Raw genomic sequence first — 17091 nt, 5'->3', positions numbered from 1 at the left:
AAGGTTACTTCAAGAAGCGCACGCCATGCAGCATGGATATTACATATGCACGTTAAACTGTCTATCCTTGCTTTGACTTCAATCGTTGATCGTTAACAAACGCTTTTAAAAAGAACATCTCATTTTCATTGGGAGTCCGCTGATGATCTTTTTCAAAGGTTTCTATTGCGCAATCTAATGATGTGGATGTCACAGCTCTACTACAGGAGATAAGTTCTCTCCAAAACACGTCCATCTCATCCAGATCACAAATGGATTCATGCCCAAGTAAGAAATGATCGGCATCATACTTTTGGATGTCCTGTATCATGAGCAGCAACAGAGCTTGCTTGAAATGAAATAGTGAATTTGTAATTGTTCCATACGCGCTATCTCCCAGGAAAATGGTTTTTTCATCTGGAATGTACACAATGGTTGAGTCATCCGTATGCGTACTTCGAATTCTCTCAAGAATACAAATTTTATTCCCCAAATCAATCTGGAGAGAATGTTCAAAAATGATATCAGGAGTATTTAATTTAAACGAGTCTCTCATCGGTATTTCATTTTGTATGATCTCCATACAATGTGAACTCATCTTGTTTGACTTTACATATTCATTGAGTGAATAGTCATCATACGAATAGTTTCTCCAAACATTGATCAATTGATGGGTTAGTCTATTAACAATGATCGTCGCATTGAATTCATTCATTCCTAAAAAATGATCCCAATGAGCATGTGTAATGGCCAAGTATTTAACGGGTGGTACATTTAAACGGCTTATTTCCTGCAAAAAGTCTTTAGCATGTTGAACGGAATTCCCACCATCAATCACAAGACTGTACTGATCCCCGCAAACTAACCCTAATGTCGGTCTATCTTTATCATTTTGGTTAGATAAGTAATAGATGGATTCACTTAATTTATTTAACATGTCAATTCTCCTCTATTTATAATTTTGATAGTAAGAGAAAAATCGCATGTCATTATAGTTTTAAACGATGGATTTTTCTCATTTTATTGTTTTACCAATGGAATCACCCCTTTATATCAATGAATAGAATCGTTATTTATGAAACAGCAATAATGATACTTGTGATAAGCAGCAGTATCGTTACGGGCGCCCAGATTCTTCGTTCCCATACGCTTCTCGTAATAAGATTTAATATTGTCCCCAGCACCAAATATGCAACGATAAACCTGATCGCTGTATCTGCAAACGCAGACCACTGAGGCAATAGCACCCCCGCTTTACTCAGGACAACTAAACCAATGAATACAAGAATGGTGATCTGGAGTAAACAGGCATAACGCATGGATGTGGGATATTTCCCGGGAAACTTGCCTCCCATGGCAGCCTCTCCCCACGGCATACCTGCAGCGAGTGCAACTTGAAATAGAATGACAATCAGAATCAGGACGGAAAACAATATCGAAGACAATACTACCACCTACTCACATCCCAGCATTTATAATGTAGTTTCTTCTTATACTTTATTGATGCAAGCCGATCAGTATTCTTCAAACGCTTGTTATATAAAACCCATACTCTCTTTCAGTCGACTAAACATCGATTTTCCTTTTTCCGTTATCCCCCACTGAAGTCCTAACAAAATCGGTGGGTAATAGATCGGCATTATCCATGAATAGCTCCCGTCCAGTTGTAGGTTTCCTAGCCAAATTCGCTTATCCTTATCTGCCTTGATTGCCCACTTACCCGAATACACCACATGACCCTTATTTTTGCGAGCAAACTTCTTGGCTTTGTCAAAATCAAACATTTCTAGAAGGGAGTTATCAATTTCTTTACTCATCCGTTCATGCTCTTCTTCTTTGGCTTTCCATGAAAATTCGGAGTCCCATGTCTCAACTAATTGATAACCCACGATGGATTGACTTAATATTTCTTGCAATGAATCTGAAACATATATGTAAGGTAATTTTCTATCCCCAATTGGAAGTTTGATTCTGAATATGTGTTGTCCCTGTAATGCTGCTTGATCCAGAACGAGTGAATATTCATCGAACTCTGGAATGCCGTCATAATAAGTTCTAACTTTAGAGTTCTCCGGATCTATACAATCAATGATGCTCAATACGTGAAGAATATAATATTCCTCACTTGTAGATGTTGAGAGAGGAAGAAATTCAATATGTTTGATATGATTCTGTTCCAATAAATTTTTCACTTTGTTACTAATAACCAGTGCTCCCGAGTATCTGTTTAAAATATCAGCTGGTTTTCCCACATCGTTAAATTCAACTGTAGGCGTAGACCATTCCTGAATTAATGGATTTTCACTTCCTAATGCCTCGTAAATCTGATCCAACTCCTCGGAGTCGCTAAACTCAATCGTATTATTCGGTGGATAATAATCTAACAACCATGCTTTCATTGATTTCACTCCTGCTTATATGATCTGTACTATTCCGATTCAAACCAATATCGATAAAATTCTTCTGAAAACCAGAACCAAATGATCCCTAGAATCACCAAAGTGCACCCTAATACTTTTAAAATCACTTCTATAGACTTAGGGATTTCTGTGTTCGGCAAGTTTTCTTCAAAACGCAATACCCATCACAAATACCGGACAATGTACTGGTGGTCCATTCCATGTCGATACCATCAAGTCTCTTCCCATATATGTACATTGGATTATTTGATAAAATGCGCACGTTCTTCTTGATTGGAACTGAAAATGTAATCCGGGTAATGGTTGGTTATGACTGGAAGCTTATACACAGAGAAGAATTGCAAATCCTTCATCTCTTCATTATTTGATCTTAGTTGTCCTGATTGAATGCTGCATTCAAATACAATAGTTAAGTATTCAACCTGATGACCATTATGATATGTAAAACGTTGATCTTCACCGCCGTAGACTCCAATAATCTTATCCGGTACAATGAAAAGCCCCGTCTCCTCGAATGCTTCTCTGACCACCGCTTGAGCTGGTGTTTCTCCAATCTCAATTGCTCCTGCAATTAACCCCCAAGTTGATTCATTGTGTTTACGCCCGAACAGGATCTCTCCTTGTTCATTTCGAATAATTGCAGCGACACCTGGCATAAATATGAGCTCGTTTCCGATCTTTTGCCTAAGGTTTTTATAGTAATCAGACATCCCCATTTAGTAGTACCTCCCTTTCAATAGAGTTAATAAAAATTACTGCAGCTTGCAACGATCACACTTCGTTCTGCCGTTCACTCTTCTTCTACAACAATATCCTGGCACTGAATGATCAGTTCTGACATCTCTGCACCATCAAAAAGCATATGTACTTCATATCCATTCTCGATACGATACATTTCATGATAAAGCCAGTAACTACGGACAATGTGCTCCTCTTGCTTGATGATCTCGGGTGCAACAAACGTGACTTTATTCAAATTAGTGAAGCCTCCACGTGTATCGAATCGAATGACCAAGTCCGTATCCGAGACCAACTCCGTCACAGTGCAATCATGGAAATGGACTTGATTGCGAATATGTTCGGGAATAGGTTCAGCTAGCTGCGCCTCCCTATATTCTTTTGAGATAAGCTGCATTTGTGCTTCATTTATTTTGCTCTGTTTTTTCAACTGGCGCATAACCTCTCTAGTGCAATAACCTAGGCCAAATACACGTATATCCGCAATTTGGTCATAGATCTCTTTCGGTAATCGTGCAATCTTGTTTTCGCAATTCCATTCCAGGTTACTTTTAAACTCTTGCCTGCTGCTCAACTCATCAAAAGGCGGCCTCGCATCATAATCTGCAATTAATTTCTCTATATGCTCTCTTTCTTCAGGCGGCATATGATAAACCATCGTATCCTCTTCCGTTACCTCATCCCCGCTAATAAATTTCTCCGCACGCACAAGAACCGCACCATCCTGCTCCAGCATGTAACGGGGGTCGACATTATAAACATCTCGTTGAAACTTTACATGCTCTTTTTCTTTTCTTTTATACAGTCGCAAATAAAGAGCTTCATCCAGTTGATGAGCTCCGCTATGTACTCTCATACCAGAGTGCAGGCTGATCTGTTGGCATAATTCATACCATTCCTTTGTAAGATATTTCATGAGCACCCTCTCCTATCTCAAATATTTGGCTTAAATTACCGTTTGTCTGCTATTGTTGTTATATGATGTTCCCTCTTTTAAAAGCTTTAAAGATTGCTTTCATTAATGATCCAGTGTACTGCATCTAAAATATCTTCTGCTATGTAATCAGGCTCCGTCTCTATCCACTTATTTCTGTATGTTGTTAATGAGGATTCTCCCCAACCTGTTCTTACCATGATCTTTTTCGCTCCTACTGCGTATGCAGCCAGCATGTCGGTATCCCCCACGTCACCAATAACGATACACCTCGATAAGTCTAAATGGTGCTGCTCTGCCGCTTCTAACAACATGCCAGGTTTCGGTTTTCTACAACCGCATTCTTGTTCATGGGGGCATATATAGGATTGGTCGAATCCATATTCACTAAATTGTTCTTCGAAATCTTGAACAGTAGCCTCTCCACGTGAAATTCTATACTGATTCGTAACTGCAAACACCTTGATTCCATTTTTCTTTAAAAGAGTTATAGCTTCCTGAGCATTCGGGTATAACTTGAAATCCCTGGGATGGATAAAGTGACCTGTACCCCCAATCGTCCCATCTCTATCCATAAAGACCGCTTGAACGTCTACATTTTGTTTAGTCATGGCTTACTCCTTTCTGATTAAATTCCTTATGGGTTACTGATCATCCAGCTCTCACCGTACCACCCTGAACTAATTCATAATTCATACTTCAGGTATCTTATTTCATTAAGGCTCGTACCATATTTCGTAGTCTTTCTATTGAAGATCTCATTCTCTATGATTTGAAATATTATGGTTTCTCCCCATTTATCTATTGCCTGAATGCCCTTAGAATTTAGATATTTTAGTCCTCCATCTATACCAACAACTTCGCTTTTTAATCCGCCTTTTTTCAAGAAATTGAAATAATAATCTCTATAAATGAGCTTCTCCGAGATCCAAAACGTTTTAACTTTATACTGTTTTGATAACTGCAGTGGAAAACTCACGTCATTGATAAATCGACCTTGTGTATCAACAATTATTATCCAGGGCTGCTGTTCCCCAACCCCAAGAGCATCTTCCATTGAAAAGGAAGTAACGTCTTCAAAATGTAACCCATCTTCCGATTTGTAAAAGACATCTAGAATATCATCCACTTTATTTAGTTCTGTTTTGATACAAAGTAATCCAATATTCCAAGCCATTTCCTCACCACATAAATAAATATCTTCAGCTATACATGTTAGCTAATTGAAAGCTTTGATGATTGAACCCATTCCTTAACGCACTTTATAATCCTTCTTAATTAAAGCATAAATGGCCGTATCAACAAATCGATTTTTCCAATAATAGTGTTCTTTCAAAATCCCTTCTTCTCTAAAGCCTATTTTCTCAAGTACCTTTCTTGACCCCACATTCTCTGGTTCTACAAATGCCTCAATCCGGTTTAATTCAAAATGGTTAAATCCAAATTCAATGATCTTCTGAGTCACCTCGGTTATGTAACCTTGCTGCCAATATTCCCATGCTAATTCATATCCTATTGCCGCTTTATAATGATTTTTCATCCTACCATGAAATCCACACGTTCCAATGACTCTGTTTTCCGACTTCAGTGTGATTCCCCAGCGAATGGCCTGTTCTTTTTCAAATCTTTCATTCCATCTTTGAATTAGTTCTTCTGCTTGTTCAATGCTCGTAAAACTCTCCACATCATAAAACTTTGTAACTTCATCCATAGAGAAATAATGAAATATATCCTTTGAATCCTCTGATGTAATCTGCCTTAGTATTAATCTTTCTGTTTCTAAAACGGGGAATTGAGGCATATTTTTTCTCCTTTCATGGGTTTATCCAATCTGCGCGATGATCGCGGGCAAACCAATGGTGTTAAACTAACACATGCGAAACACATATGTGATATATGCTCTCGTTTACGATGTTTCATTTCTTCTTCTTTTCTTTTGATTTAGTTAATAACTCCTGAAGCTCTTTCCTTGTATCTTCATGCAGGATGATTTTGTCTGATGTCATCATTCTTTCTGCCAGATTGCTTTCCTTTACTTTACGCCCCCATTTTCTTGAAAACGACTCCCAATCACATACCATCTCAATGAGGTACTTCCTCGGCATCGGCAAAGCTTTTCTTTCATATTGATTTACTACCCAGTACTCCCAATGATGCTTATTATGGTATTGATGATGCAACCATGCATATCTCCATTTCTTTTCAATCTCTTCACTTTTTTGATCAGAATAAAACTTTCGAGCATAGGGAATGAATTCCTTGAGGGAAAATTTGGACATATCATGCTTCAATCCCTGATAGTATAATCCTGCTTTCCAGCATTCTATGAGGACATTTAATTTATGATCTACTACATATAGGAAATACCTCCAATAAGTCTTGAAAATATTCATCCTCCTCTTCTGAATGATCTGCAGGTGTCACTCATGTACAAGAAAAGGAGAGAATTTCTTCCCTCCTTCCGTTTTAGTTAGAAAACCATTCATACTTTTCTGAACAGCATAATGTTCTGGCCGAAATTGATTGTTCTATCTTACAACAAATTAATTTATTTGGAAATATTGGTTCTAATTCTCTTTAGATAACGTTTCTATAAATTCATCTTTCGTTAGTCCAAACAAGATAAAATCTAAATGTTTTCCGTTGATATACACGACTTGGCGTCGGACACCTTCTTGCACACAGCCGAGCTTCCTCATCATCTTCGCTGAGCCTTCATTACCTTCAAGAACATAGTCATTGAACTTATGAAGTCTCCGTTCCAGGAATGCATATTTTAGTAAAATTTTCATAGCACTTGTGCCGTATCCCATACCTCGGTACTCTTTATCTATTACAATTCCTATACTAAATGTCCCATTTCTCTCGTCGATGCTGTTTAAATTGATACCTCCCACGCTATCGCCATCCAAGTTTTCAATCGTGAACATGATTCGTCCATTCGTAGAAGAGAAGTTCGCATTTCCTTCTACGAATTTTTTGGCTCCTGACATGGTAGGCGGTAACTCAATAGCACATTCCAATAAAATTCGAGCGGGAGTGTCAAAATCACTTACGTAGCAACTTTCCCAGTCCTCCTCCTGTATTGCTCGCAATCTTACCTTTTTATCTTGCCAATAATAATCCGTATAATCTATTTCTCTCATAATAACCTCCAGAATTGTTTATGCATGTAACACTTATTTCTGAGCTTTCCTCCGATATATCATCTTCTCACCTCTCTCGTATTCATACATGAACCAAGATGGTTTAGAATGCGTTAAAATGTTAACGCTCTCATTATTTCACTTTCAACAATTCATCTCTCGCTTCAATAAGCCAAGGATGTACTAATTTAAGTTTATTGCGTTGTTCCCACACCTGGTTGAGATAGATAAGTATCCCTTCATTAAGTTGATACTCATTTACTTTATCTCGTATCTCTTCCAGATAGTTATGTTCTCCTGGTAAGTCCCATGATATTTTGTCGGAAATGAAAAGAACTTTATCCAATAAACTTGATTGTGGTTTAAGAGTGGTATGACATTCGATTGCATTTAATATTTCTTGATCATTGATATTAAATATTTCTTTTGCCATAGCTCTAGATAACTTTTGGTGGATGATTCTATCGTATTTATTTTCTTCATCCAAGATTTCTATCGACAATCCATTGGCTAAATTCAGCATTTCATTTACTGGAACCACGTTGCTAATATCATGTAATAATCCCGCTTGTTCTGCCTTTTGAGGGTGGGCACCAAATAATCCTGCTACGCGCTTAGCTTCGGTGGCGACGGTTAATGTATGTTGTAAAGTTTCCTGATCATGATGGGCTTCAAAGAAAGAGTGAATATCATTCCTTAAATCATTAGATAATTTCACATTCATTACGTATGGTTTGAGAATTGGATTCATGTGTTGACCACCTTTACATTAATTTCAGCTAACATTCCCATTCATAGGCCCGAAGATATTATCCTCTCCGGAACCCATCTTATAAACCAACCCCATGGAGCCGTGATTGAATAATGTGTTATATGCGAATTTGCAGCATTTAAGTATTCCAATCACTTGATAACATGCTATATGTCACAATATTTTCGTAATGATCATAAAGCCATTGTGCTTCTCTCGAAATGCCCTCATTTATAAAACCAATACGTTCTGGTACAGACCTGCTTTTAAGGTTAGTTTCTGCACACTGTATGATTATTCGATTTAATTTCAACTCACTGAATAAGATTTCGAGTAGTCTTGTGATTGATTTTGTAATAATCCCTTTACCCTCAGCTGATTCAGCCAAAAAATATCCAATACTTGTTACTTTATTCTTCCAATCAATGTAGTGAAGGCCTATCATTCCAACCAGTTTACCATCACGCCACACACCGGCATCAAAGCCGTTTCTATCTTCATAATTTTGTATCCACATCGCTAGGATTGGATCTAAGTCTATTGGTGATTGTCGTTTATCTACCCAAAGCAACCACTCTCGAAGATGTGCTCTGTTCTCATCAATTAACGTGTATAATTCATCTCTTTCTTGCAGTCGAATTAGTTTTATTAAAATCGATTCATTTACTTGAAAAGGTAACATTGTCATCCCCCATTAATCTTTTGGCAATAGCCCACAGCGCGAATAATTTGTTATGTGAAGTTTTAACTTTCAATATGCAGACTTTAAAATCTATTCATACTCATTGTTGATTCATATATATCCGTTTATTTGATCTGGAGTTCTTCGAAATATTCCTGATTTATTATTGAAGTTACCTTCTGCCGTTATAACCTGATCCTGTTCCGTTCTTAATATCGCTCCGATATGATCATTCACACTGTTCCCGCTCAATTATAAAATTTTTAATTTTTATAGTGCATCACAATTTGCTTTGTCTTTTTAAATCCTGATCCTTCGTAAAAACCAACCAAATCATCTGTACAAAACAAACTAATGACATCAATATTTTTCAGTTCACTTAAAAGCCTTTCAACCATTAGTTTTCCTGTTCCTTTATTTCTGTAACTACTTAATACAACAACATCTTCTATATAAGCTCGATACATTCCGTCTGTAATCGATCTACAGAAGCCAACTAACACATCATCTTCCCAAGCTCCTACGGCAACACCACAAGTAAGTAATTTTAAAATTCCGTCCTCATCCCGATCGGGCCACCAACCAGCAACTTGATAAAGATTCTTTAGTTGAGATGGGGCGATAGGTTTCTCTGTATGTAATTTTACCTCTACCATAAATAACCTCCCGTAATAATAAAAGTTAGAAATTCTTAATATAGAACTTTTTAGTTTTCTTCTTCCATCTTGCTAAAAACATTGTGAATGTTATGATTTCCTCTATTACAAGTCTTTCTCATATATGCTTCATTTAATAATTCCTTTAGACCTTCCGCTTTTCTTTTCATCAAAGTACTCCAAAAAACCTTTCCCTTGTGAGCTAACTCTTCATTGGTGTACATTCCGGGCTGAAAACTTCCCCAACATCCGTCAGATGTAAGCTTATCCCATCCCATAAAATCAGCATACTTTTTGTTTTCACTAGGTATGTTGGATCCCATGGATTCGATTTTCACATGATCAGGGCATAACCACATTGCAGTACACACCGACAACAATCCACCGTGCATTTCATCTATTCCCTCTAACCCTGCTGCTTGAACGGCAACCAACCACGCATCATGATTATGGTGCGGATGAATAACGATGATTTCTGGATACTTATAGTTCATGTGCTTGATAAATGCTCCCTCCCAATAGGAGCCACCATGACCAGAACAAATAACGAATTTCTTGAATCCCTGTCTCATTAATCCTGTAATTATTTCTTCTAGCATTGTTGCTACTAAGGTAGGACTAATTGTAATCGTGCCTTTAAAGTTTGCATGCTCTTCAGAGGTATTAAAGGGGATTGTGGGAAGAACGTATGCATTTAGAGTTTTTCCATATTCTTCAGCATATCTTTCAGCAATTAAAGTATCTAAGTGCATCGGCAAATATGGACCAAACTGTTCGGTAGCTCCGGCAGAGATAATGGCCGTATCGATACCGCTTTCAAAAAGTTCTTTAGTGGTATTGGTATAGCTCAACATTGAATCACTTCCTTTTTTTGCATCATTGAGGTTTTATTTTTTTGAATTACAATTTGACGATCCTTAAATTGGCTATGCAAAAGCCCCATCAGCAACATTTTTTTCTTGAAGAGACTTTCAAATCTCTAGCTCCATCTGTATAGTTATTATTCTTTTTTGATTATCTAGTTTTGTTATTCGCATATCAATAGGTTTAAATCCATACTTGTGATAAAATGCTAGGCCACTTGAATTCGTGTTATGACATGATAATAATAAACTGCTTACTCTATAAATCGATTTTGCCTTCATTATCATTGTCTCTAACAAATACTTAGAAGCTCCTTGTCCTCTAAAACTCTCAGATACAATAACGTTGCCAAGCCAACATACATCGTCTTTGTACTCATATAAATTGGCATAGGCTATAACTTGTCCTGACTCCTCATCAACAACAACTGTAGGCTCATAGCGATTCTCAAGAACCTTTAATATCTGATCTGGTGTCAATGGATATTTGAACTGCGGACTAACATAGAATAATTCTTCATCTGATTGAGGAAAAGTACATATTTCTTGTAAATCCTCCTTCTTTAGAGATCTATAAGAATAGATAGCTTCCATCTCCCTTATTCGTTTAGTCAGCATACTTCTCTTCTTAATTATCAAATCTTGTTAATGTAATTCATTGAAATAAATTCAATTTCCGTTTCTTCAACCTTGCTCTTAAAACTTATCCCTTTCGTAAACCCCGTCCGTTCATACACCTTGATAGCCCTTTCATTAAATGCTGCAACTACCAATTGAATTTGACGATTTTTAAATTGGCTAGTTGAACTACTCATACCCTATTCATGGGAAATTTCCAATTCATATTTAATTTGTGTTTTACTTTGCCCTTCTATGCTTTCAGTCATTTCCCCGGCTTCTTTAAATCCCCTCTTCTCATAAAAAGATCTTCCGATCTCATTCTCTTTTCCTACCCAGGCAAAAATGTTCTTTATCGGCTTTAAAATTCGAATAAACTCCTGAATGAAGGTTTTTCCTATTCCTATTTTATGGTATTCAGGTCGCACATAGATTCTCAGTAATTCATATTCTTCTTCATTCACTTGATTTGTTTGAGCATATCCAACAACTTCATCATTAAATTCAGCGATTAAAAAATTTCGTTTGTTGCTTTGAAGATCTCTCTCTACAGATCGATTTAAATTTTCAGTAGAATAGGCTCTTCCTAAAAAATTGTGAATGTACTCTTTGGAGTAAATGGCTCCATATGTGAAAGTCCACGTTTCATGAGCTATAGCCTGAATGTGTGGGATATCCTCACCTGCTACAAATCGAATTGTAATCATATGTTTATCCTTCTTTCATAATAAAAGTTTGCTCTGCTGACTCCGTTACTCCGAAAAGTCTCTTTTAAACCAAGAGAACACAAGCATTCAGGATTAGTATCTTAACTACATCTATTTTAACTCAGACGACACCTTTTATGGAATTAAAATGATCGAAAGGAATTAACAGGTTAATCCCTCTTTTATGTATACAATATGTATGAAGTGAATATGATTCATGATCTTATTCAGTCGTATGGTAGTACCCAATATTTTATATTGCAATGGGAGATTTTCATGGTAAACTAATTTTTATTACGAAAATGCTTCATTACTGTGAAGCGCACAAGTTTTTCCATTTTTAAATCCTGGAGGGAAATCATGCTTACATTGCTACACAAATGGAACCGGTTAAGTTTGGTTAAACGAATACTAGTAGGAATTATAGTAGGGGTACTTCTTGCTTTGGTCTTTCCCCGTGCTGCCGGACTCAGCATTTTTGGTTCCGTGTTTGTATCTGCGTTAAAGGCAGTTGCACCCATACTAGTATTCCTCCTCGTTATTTCGGCTATCTCACAGCATAAAAAGGGCAGTCCAACGAACATGAAATCAGTTATTCTTCTCTATGCTGTAAGCACCTTTTTGGCAGGTCTAACTGCTGTTGTGGCAAGCTTTCTCTTTCCAGTTCAGTTGTCACTTATAGAAGGCACCGAAGATCTGACTCCGCCCGGAGGGATTGCCGAAGTTCTTCAAACGTTGCTGCTTAATGTGGTCGATAATCCGATTAGTGCCCTGATGAATGCCAACTATATCGGGATTCTTGCCTGGGGGATTCTTCTGGGAGTTGCTTTGAAAAATGCCAAGGACAGCACCAAAACTACGATATCCAATCTCTCGGATGCTGTATCCATGATCGTCAAGTGGGTCATTAACCTCGCACCGATTGGCATCATGGGATTGGTATATGAATCCATTACAGCTAATGGACTTCAATCACTGCTTGATTATGGAAAGTTACTACTTGTTCTTATTGGATGCATGTTGTTTATTGCTCTAGTGGTAAACCCGGTGATTGTATACGTCGCTATTCGCCGCAATCCATATCCACTCGTCTTCAGCTGCCTGAGAGAAAGCGGGGTCACTGCATTCTTCACACGCAGTTCCGCTGCAAATATTCCGATTAACATGAAGATGTGTGAAAAGATGAATCTGAATCCTGATACCTATTCTGTATCCATTCCTTTAGGTGCAACGATTAATATGGGTGGCGCTGCAGTGACCATTTCAGTTTTGACTTTGGCTGCCGTTCACACCCTTGGCATTGAAGTGGATTTTGGTACGGCGATTGTCCTCTCTCTATTATCTGCTGTTTCCGCAGCAGGCGCCTCCGGTGTTGCCGGCGGCTCACTTTTGCTCATTCCGCTCGCTTGCAGCTTGTTCGGTATTCCGAATGAAGTTGCGATCCAAGTCGTTGGAATTGGCTTTATCATCGGGGTGCTGCAGGACTCTGCCGAAACGGCTCTGAACTCCTCGTCAGATGTATTGTTTACGGCAACCGCGGAGTATGCAAAGAAGCGAAAGGAATTCGGAAATGCTTGAGGTCATTGCTATCTATATCGCAAACTAAATCTTATTCTGATATACCGTAATTAAGTGCTGCAGCTTTTTGCAACTAAAACCAAAATTAAAATGTCGACCATTTCTAATGGTATCATCGTAGTAAAAACCAAATAAACCAAGCTAGAGCGTATGATATTCGCTTTAACTTGGTTTATTTTTGTCCGAAATTTCATCGCTGCCTGAAGATTTCTTATTTTCTATTAACGCTACTGCCCAACTCATCTCTTGAATGTTCAACAATGAAAGGTTTTTAACATAACAAATCTTTATCAAATACTAGCTCCTCTTCCTGGTTATAGCCTGCTTTTTCATATGTCTTAATAGCATTTGTATTCTTTATTCCTGTCAAAATTTTTATGTGTTTCACTCCAGAATTTTTAAATGTTTCTTCCAGTTGTTCGATCATCATTGTAGCCAATCCATTTCTTCGTGCAGATTCTTGTATGTACATTTCAGTAATCTCAGCCTGATGCTCAGCATAGCAAAACGATTTATAGATCTGTCCACATGCAAACCCTACAACTTTCTCTTCCATTACAGCTACTACAATAACTTCTCTTCCATTCAATAGGTCCGTTTCCACCTCTTCCTGACTTCGGCGAACTCCATTAAATTGATCATTCAATTCTATCAAAAACGGTACATCTTCTTTCACAGCTTCACGAACGAGCAAATTAGGAACTGACAATGTAATACCTCCTTATCATGTTAAAGAACTTACATTTTTTCATCACGAATATTAAATCGGCCATTTTGGGCTTATGTCAATTAAGTTACTCCCTAGCTTAGATCCGATAAGGAACATTCGAAAACATGAAAATAAGTACCTTTCCCATATCCATCCTTCACTTCATGCAAATGAATATGTTGAAAACCATTAGTTCTAAGAACGTCTTCAAACTCCTTCATATCATACAAACGAAGAGGAAAATCCATAACCTCTGTCTTTTCAATTTTGTCGTCTTTAACTAACTCATACTTCAGCTCCGTTACAAGCATGGATTGCTCTTTGTGATATTGAACTTTGTGATATTGAACTTTTTTATATAGAACAATTAATTCATTGTTAACAACCTTTCGATCCGTTTCTCTCCATTCGGGGATCTCTTCAATGTCATTCCCTTTTAACATCGAATCCCTCTATTTGTATTTCACGCTGCATAAAAGGGATCAGCATTCTTCCGTTTCCACACATGGGCTCAAGCACATGTATATCTTTTCTGTCAGCAAACGAAAGGTAAAAATCCAATTCCTTCCCTTCGGCTAACGATTTATCGTTTTCATATATTTTCGTGCAAAGTTCTCCATAATAGCTGTTCACTGGTTATCCTCCATGTTTTTTTATAAAACCTTTCTTTTTCCGCTCGCCAGACTTTAAGTCAGAATCAGTTATCTTGCAATAAATCGTCAATCGCATGCACAGCCAGTTCCAATGCTTGAATTCTCCTTTTCAAAAGATTTTTTTGAGGACCACCTTCCTTTGACTTAGCAAATGCATTTTCAATTGATGGCATTAAACCAGTAAGAACATTGCGAGCTTCGGTAAGATCTTCCTGGGTATATGAATGAGGCTTTTGATGCCACACATTCTCAAGCATGGATAAGCCAATATTAAGAGCCCTGAGTCTCTTCTCTATTAAGGTCGTATTTGCACCTTTCTGAGTCATCTGAGTCAAGGCATTTTCGGATTTGCGGATTGTAGATTGGAGGGATTGTATGGATTGCAATTGATGTCGTTCCGAAACATTTTCCATAAGTGAGCTCTCCTCCTTTGATCACTGGTTTACATTTTTCATACGTAGGTAGATCACCTTTCAAGGGTTATAAATCTTCCACATATTTACTAACCAGGTTTCCAAATGTTTTGATATCCTCTAGATAATCATATCCTACTGGATTGGGTCCGGTTTGATTATACATTCTTACGGCTACAGTTCTATACTTAGGAATGACAAGGCAGGCACAACCGGTGACACCCAAGGATTGAAAAGAACCGGTTGGAAGATCATCACCTAATTCTGTTCGAGCACGCGGCTCATCTTGCACAAGCCAAAAGAAACCGTTTCTCGGTAATGGTTGTTCCAGATCTGGAGGACTTATGATTGTTGTTGCTTGTTCAAATACTTCTCTGGGCAGTATTTGCTTCCCGTGAATGGCTCCCTTTTTCAAATGCAAATAACCCCAGTAGGCCAATTCCTTGGTACTCACAAATAAGTTGGCTTCATCGCCTTGTTCATCGTTATATTGTTCATTGAGCCATATTAACTTTTCATGCCGTTCTTTTCTCCATCCTGTTTGGCTAAAACCCATAGGTGAGAATATACGTTCTTCGAGTAATTGTGATAACGGCATATGATACAATTTCCGGATGATTTTAATGAGCAAATTGACTCCAACGTTATTGTATTTCCAGTCCGTCCCTGGAAGGAACAATCGATGATGCAGATCACCTAAACCATGAGTATGAGTTAGCAGATGTCTTATCGTTGTATCGCCTAATACCTTCGTATCCGTATCATCCAAGTAGTCGGCAACAAAATCATCTATGCTGCTGATCTTCCCCTCATATAATGCAAGACTAATAGCAAATCCTACATATGTCTTTCGGATCGAAGCCACATGAAATTGTGATTCCTCATCCACTAATCGACTACCTTGAGAATTGTTATGTACTCCTGAATACCATTCATTCACGATACGATCATGATGAATAATACAGGTTGCAGCTGCTGTAGCAGATATCACATTCTTAACCCGCAAAACATAATCATTCAGTTCATTGAATGTTTTATTGTTCGATTTCTGTAGGTTGAGCAACGGGAGTAACACCACCTTCTTCACTTTTATCAGTTAGCTAGGTAAGGTTAAGATCTTGGTCTATCGTCTTCAATATGATTTCTACGATCTCGTTAGCTAACTTACTCTGAGTCGTGAGACTTATATTGTAATTTAGACAATGCCCAAAGCTTTCGTATGAATTGATGGTGACTTTATACATTTATTATTTTCGTATGTGGCTTTGATTATTGATACTTCAACGATTGTAGCACTTATTCTTTCGATTCTTTTCGTGCAGAAAGACATCGCTTCTTTTAATTTCTCATCGTTTAATCTGTTTGCTAGTATACAGTGAGGTATCCAGTTACCCGGAAGATATTGAGACTCAGCTTTCATTCGATATTTTTCAAAGAAACTGTGATGATTATCATGAAGCGTTAAAAACTCTTTGGAAGGAACAGGCGTGAGGAATAAAATCCCAGTGTTCAGGAAAGTTCCTAACGAGTTCATTGTGATTGAAAGTTGTTTTTTAGATTCATAAAAGCAGTCAAAAACGCTTATGAATTGCTCGATATCTACGTCTGAGTTATAACCCGCTATCGTAATGTGAGGTCGTCTATCTTGTACTTCCTCTGCATATTTAGAAACTGCATTATCGCTCAACTCTTTCCAAACCTGCTTTATATAGAGCTCTGTATTCTGGTCAAAATGAGCAACTACTCCGAACAATTCTATAACCTCCTCAATATCTGTAGCACCTGCAATGAAGGGTATTCAACAGAACATTGAGCAATCCTGCCCGTTAGATGAAAAAAGCAGTCGATCAGATTGGTCGGCTGCTTTCTTAGTTCTATTACGCTATCGTTTCCCGTTAGTTGAATGAACCTCTATTATGCATTTGAATAACTAAGACCACTCCTGGTTAACTACGGAACGAAGGAGTACCCCAAGTACCCAAAGAAGAACTTCGGCTCCTGCTCCTAGTTTGTATCCTCCCATAGTTGAACGGAAAAGAAGTATCTTTATATACTAAAAGTGAGACCTTTACATCTAAAGTAATCTTCATCTTGTTTAACAATAAGTTCATAACGTCTCTTTAACCATTTAAATGACCTACTCATGATGTTTGTAATTATACATGTATGAGTGATCTGGTAGGACGTCCAAATTTTTTTGAAATAATCCCAACCTTTATTTCGCCTGGCACACTATATAATTGT

The 17091-nt window shown here is 37.7% G+C and carries 21 protein-coding genes and 1 pseudogene; 1 reads left to right on the top strand and 21 read right to left on the bottom strand.

Going from position 1 to position 17091, the window contains the following annotated elements:
- Positions 1–61: 61 nt before the first annotated feature.
- The 16 genes from HP552_RS31790 to HP552_RS31715 all read right to left on the bottom strand — a co-directional run bounded on the left by HP552_RS31790 (position 62) and on the right by HP552_RS31715 (position 11494).
- The gene (locus tag HP552_RS31790; protein ID WP_175399344.1) at positions 62–916 is read right to left on the bottom strand and encodes an MBL fold metallo-hydrolase; all 855 of its coding nucleotides are present in this window, start codon (positions 914–916) and stop codon (positions 62–64) included.
- 136 nt (positions 917–1052) lie between these two features.
- The gene (locus tag HP552_RS31785) at positions 1053–1433 is read right to left on the bottom strand and encodes a hypothetical protein (RefSeq protein WP_175399343.1); all 381 of its coding nucleotides are present in this window, start codon (positions 1431–1433) and stop codon (positions 1053–1055) included.
- Positions 1434–1514: 81 nt separating this feature from the next.
- Positions 1515–2378 (bottom strand): imm11 family protein, encoded by an 864-nt coding sequence (locus HP552_RS31780; protein WP_175399342.1) that lies wholly within the window; start codon positions 2376–2378, stop codon positions 1515–1517.
- Between the two features lie 263 nt (positions 2379–2641).
- Positions 2642–3115 carry an NUDIX domain-containing protein gene (locus HP552_RS31775; protein ID WP_175399341.1) on the bottom strand — a complete coding sequence of 158 codons (474 nt, stop codon included), beginning with the start codon at positions 3113–3115 and terminating at the stop codon, positions 2642–2644.
- Positions 3116–3189: 74 nt separating this feature from the next.
- Positions 3190–4053, bottom strand: a complete 864-nt coding sequence (locus HP552_RS31770; protein WP_175399340.1) for a DUF4085 family protein — start codon at positions 4051–4053, stop codon at positions 3190–3192.
- A gap of 86 nt (positions 4054–4139) precedes the next feature.
- On the bottom strand, positions 4140–4682 hold the full coding sequence (locus HP552_RS31765) for an HAD-IIIA family hydrolase (protein WP_175399339.1): 543 nt from the start codon (positions 4680–4682) through the stop codon (positions 4140–4142).
- Positions 4683–4756: 74 nt separating this feature from the next.
- On the bottom strand, positions 4757–5248 hold the full coding sequence (locus HP552_RS31760; protein ID WP_175399338.1) for a hypothetical protein: 492 nt from the start codon (positions 5246–5248) through the stop codon (positions 4757–4759).
- A 75-nt stretch (positions 5249–5323) separates the two neighbouring features.
- On the bottom strand, positions 5324–5872 hold the full coding sequence (locus tag HP552_RS31755; RefSeq protein ID WP_175399337.1) for a GNAT family N-acetyltransferase: 549 nt from the start codon (positions 5870–5872) through the stop codon (positions 5324–5326).
- 115 nt (positions 5873–5987) lie between these two features.
- On the bottom strand, positions 5988–6464 hold the full coding sequence (locus HP552_RS31750; RefSeq protein WP_175399336.1) for a DUF5662 family protein: 477 nt from the start codon (positions 6462–6464) through the stop codon (positions 5988–5990).
- A gap of 174 nt (positions 6465–6638) precedes the next feature.
- Positions 6639–7217, bottom strand: coding sequence for a GNAT family N-acetyltransferase (locus HP552_RS31745; RefSeq protein WP_175399335.1), 579 nt, complete (start codon positions 7215–7217; stop codon positions 6639–6641).
- A gap of 133 nt (positions 7218–7350) precedes the next feature.
- Positions 7351–7968, bottom strand: coding sequence for a bis(5'-nucleosyl)-tetraphosphatase (symmetrical) YqeK (gene yqeK / locus HP552_RS31740; protein WP_175399334.1), 618 nt, complete (start codon positions 7966–7968; stop codon positions 7351–7353).
- Positions 7969–8107: 139 nt separating this feature from the next.
- The gene (locus tag HP552_RS31735) at positions 8108–8650 is read right to left on the bottom strand and encodes a GNAT family N-acetyltransferase (protein ID WP_175399333.1); all 543 of its coding nucleotides are present in this window, start codon (positions 8648–8650) and stop codon (positions 8108–8110) included.
- Positions 8651–8913: 263 nt separating this feature from the next.
- The gene (locus HP552_RS31730) at positions 8914–9306 is read right to left on the bottom strand and encodes a GNAT family N-acetyltransferase (protein ID WP_175399332.1); all 393 of its coding nucleotides are present in this window, start codon (positions 9304–9306) and stop codon (positions 8914–8916) included.
- Positions 9307–9356: 50 nt separating this feature from the next.
- Entirely contained in the window at positions 9357–10160 is an 804-nt protein-coding gene (locus HP552_RS31725) for a creatininase family protein (protein WP_175399331.1), read from the bottom strand.
- Between the two features lie 117 nt (positions 10161–10277).
- On the bottom strand, positions 10278–10787 hold the full coding sequence (locus HP552_RS31720; protein ID WP_246311147.1) for a GNAT family N-acetyltransferase: 510 nt from the start codon (positions 10785–10787) through the stop codon (positions 10278–10280).
- A 200-nt stretch (positions 10788–10987) separates the two neighbouring features.
- A complete protein-coding gene (locus tag HP552_RS31715; RefSeq protein WP_175399330.1) occupies positions 10988–11494 on the bottom strand; it encodes a GNAT family N-acetyltransferase in 507 nt (168 codons plus the stop codon).
- Between the two features lie 360 nt (positions 11495–11854).
- Between HP552_RS31715 and sstT the strand changes: the two genes are divergently transcribed.
- Positions 11855–13072, top strand: a complete 1218-nt coding sequence (gene sstT / locus HP552_RS31710; protein ID WP_175399329.1) for a serine/threonine transporter SstT — start codon at positions 11855–11857, stop codon at positions 13070–13072.
- A 271-nt stretch (positions 13073–13343) separates the two neighbouring features.
- Here sstT and HP552_RS31705 read toward each other — a convergent pair whose 3' ends face one another.
- From HP552_RS31705 to HP552_RS31685, 5 genes and pseudogenes are all read right to left on the bottom strand, one after another.
- A complete protein-coding gene (locus HP552_RS31705; RefSeq protein ID WP_246311146.1) occupies positions 13344–13781 on the bottom strand; it encodes a GNAT family N-acetyltransferase in 438 nt (145 codons plus the stop codon).
- 92 nt (positions 13782–13873) lie between these two features.
- Positions 13874–14414, bottom strand: a pseudogene (locus tag HP552_RS31700) (hypothetical protein).
- Positions 14415–14478: 64 nt separating this feature from the next.
- Complete coding sequence (locus tag HP552_RS31695) at positions 14479–14847, bottom strand: hypothetical protein (protein ID WP_175399328.1); 369 nt, start codon at positions 14845–14847, stop codon at positions 14479–14481.
- Between the two features lie 67 nt (positions 14848–14914).
- Positions 14915–15910, bottom strand: a complete 996-nt coding sequence (locus HP552_RS31690; RefSeq protein ID WP_175399327.1) for a serine hydrolase domain-containing protein — start codon at positions 15908–15910, stop codon at positions 14915–14917.
- A 132-nt stretch (positions 15911–16042) separates the two neighbouring features.
- On the bottom strand, positions 16043–16600 hold the full coding sequence (locus tag HP552_RS31685) for a 2'-5' RNA ligase family protein (protein ID WP_175399326.1): 558 nt from the start codon (positions 16598–16600) through the stop codon (positions 16043–16045).
- Positions 16601–17091: the final 491 nt, after the last annotated feature.

Origin of the sequence: Paenibacillus xylanilyticus, from assembly GCF_013359935.1 — a bacterium.
Lineage (GTDB): Bacteria > Bacillota > Bacilli > Paenibacillales > Paenibacillaceae > Paenibacillus > Paenibacillus xylanilyticus.
The sequence above is the reverse complement of the archived record's forward strand: the minus strand, read 5'-3'. Positions and strand labels throughout refer to the sequence as shown.

Coding starts and splice junctions, on each gene's coding strand:
- HP552_RS31730 (WP_175399332.1), bottom strand. CDS start 9,306: ATGGTAGAGGTAAAATTACATACAGAGAAACCTATCGCCCCATCTCAA.
- HP552_RS31735 (WP_175399333.1), bottom strand. CDS start 8,650: ATGTTACCTTTTCAAGTAAATGAATCGATTTTAATAAAACTAATTCGA.
- HP552_RS31715 (WP_175399330.1), bottom strand. CDS start 11,494: ATGATTACAATTCGATTTGTAGCAGGTGAGGATATCCCACACATTCAG.
- HP552_RS31765 (WP_175399339.1), bottom strand. CDS start 4,682: ATGACTAAACAAAATGTAGACGTTCAAGCGGTCTTTATGGATAGAGAT.
- HP552_RS31750 (WP_175399336.1), bottom strand. CDS start 6,464: ATGAATATTTTCAAGACTTATTGGAGGTATTTCCTATATGTAGTAGAT.
- HP552_RS31775 (WP_175399341.1), bottom strand. CDS start 3,115: ATGGGGATGTCTGATTACTATAAAAACCTTAGGCAAAAGATCGGAAAC.
- HP552_RS31720 (WP_246311147.1), bottom strand. CDS start 10,787: ATGCTGACTAAACGAATAAGGGAGATGGAAGCTATCTATTCTTATAGA.
- HP552_RS31770 (WP_175399340.1), bottom strand. CDS start 4,053: ATGAAATATCTTACAAAGGAATGGTATGAATTATGCCAACAGATCAGC.
- HP552_RS31760 (WP_175399338.1), bottom strand. CDS start 5,248: ATGGCTTGGAATATTGGATTACTTTGTATCAAAACAGAACTAAATAAA.
- HP552_RS31755 (WP_175399337.1), bottom strand. CDS start 5,872: ATGCCTCAATTCCCCGTTTTAGAAACAGAAAGATTAATACTAAGGCAG.
- sstT (WP_175399329.1), top strand. CDS start 11,855: ATGCTTACATTGCTACACAAATGGAACCGGTTAAGTTTGGTTAAACGA.
- HP552_RS31725 (WP_175399331.1), bottom strand. CDS start 10,160: ATGTTGAGCTATACCAATACCACTAAAGAACTTTTTGAAAGCGGTATC.
- HP552_RS31695 (WP_175399328.1), bottom strand. CDS start 14,847: ATGGAAAATGTTTCGGAACGACATCAATTGCAATCCATACAATCCCTC.
- HP552_RS31780 (WP_175399342.1), bottom strand. CDS start 2,378: ATGAAAGCATGGTTGTTAGATTATTATCCACCGAATAATACGATTGAG.
- HP552_RS31790 (WP_175399344.1), bottom strand. CDS start 916: ATGTTAAATAAATTAAGTGAATCCATCTATTACTTATCTAACCAAAAT.
- yqeK (WP_175399334.1), bottom strand. CDS start 7,968: ATGAATCCAATTCTCAAACCATACGTAATGAATGTGAAATTATCTAAT.
- HP552_RS31745 (WP_175399335.1), bottom strand. CDS start 7,217: ATGAGAGAAATAGATTATACGGATTATTATTGGCAAGATAAAAAGGTA.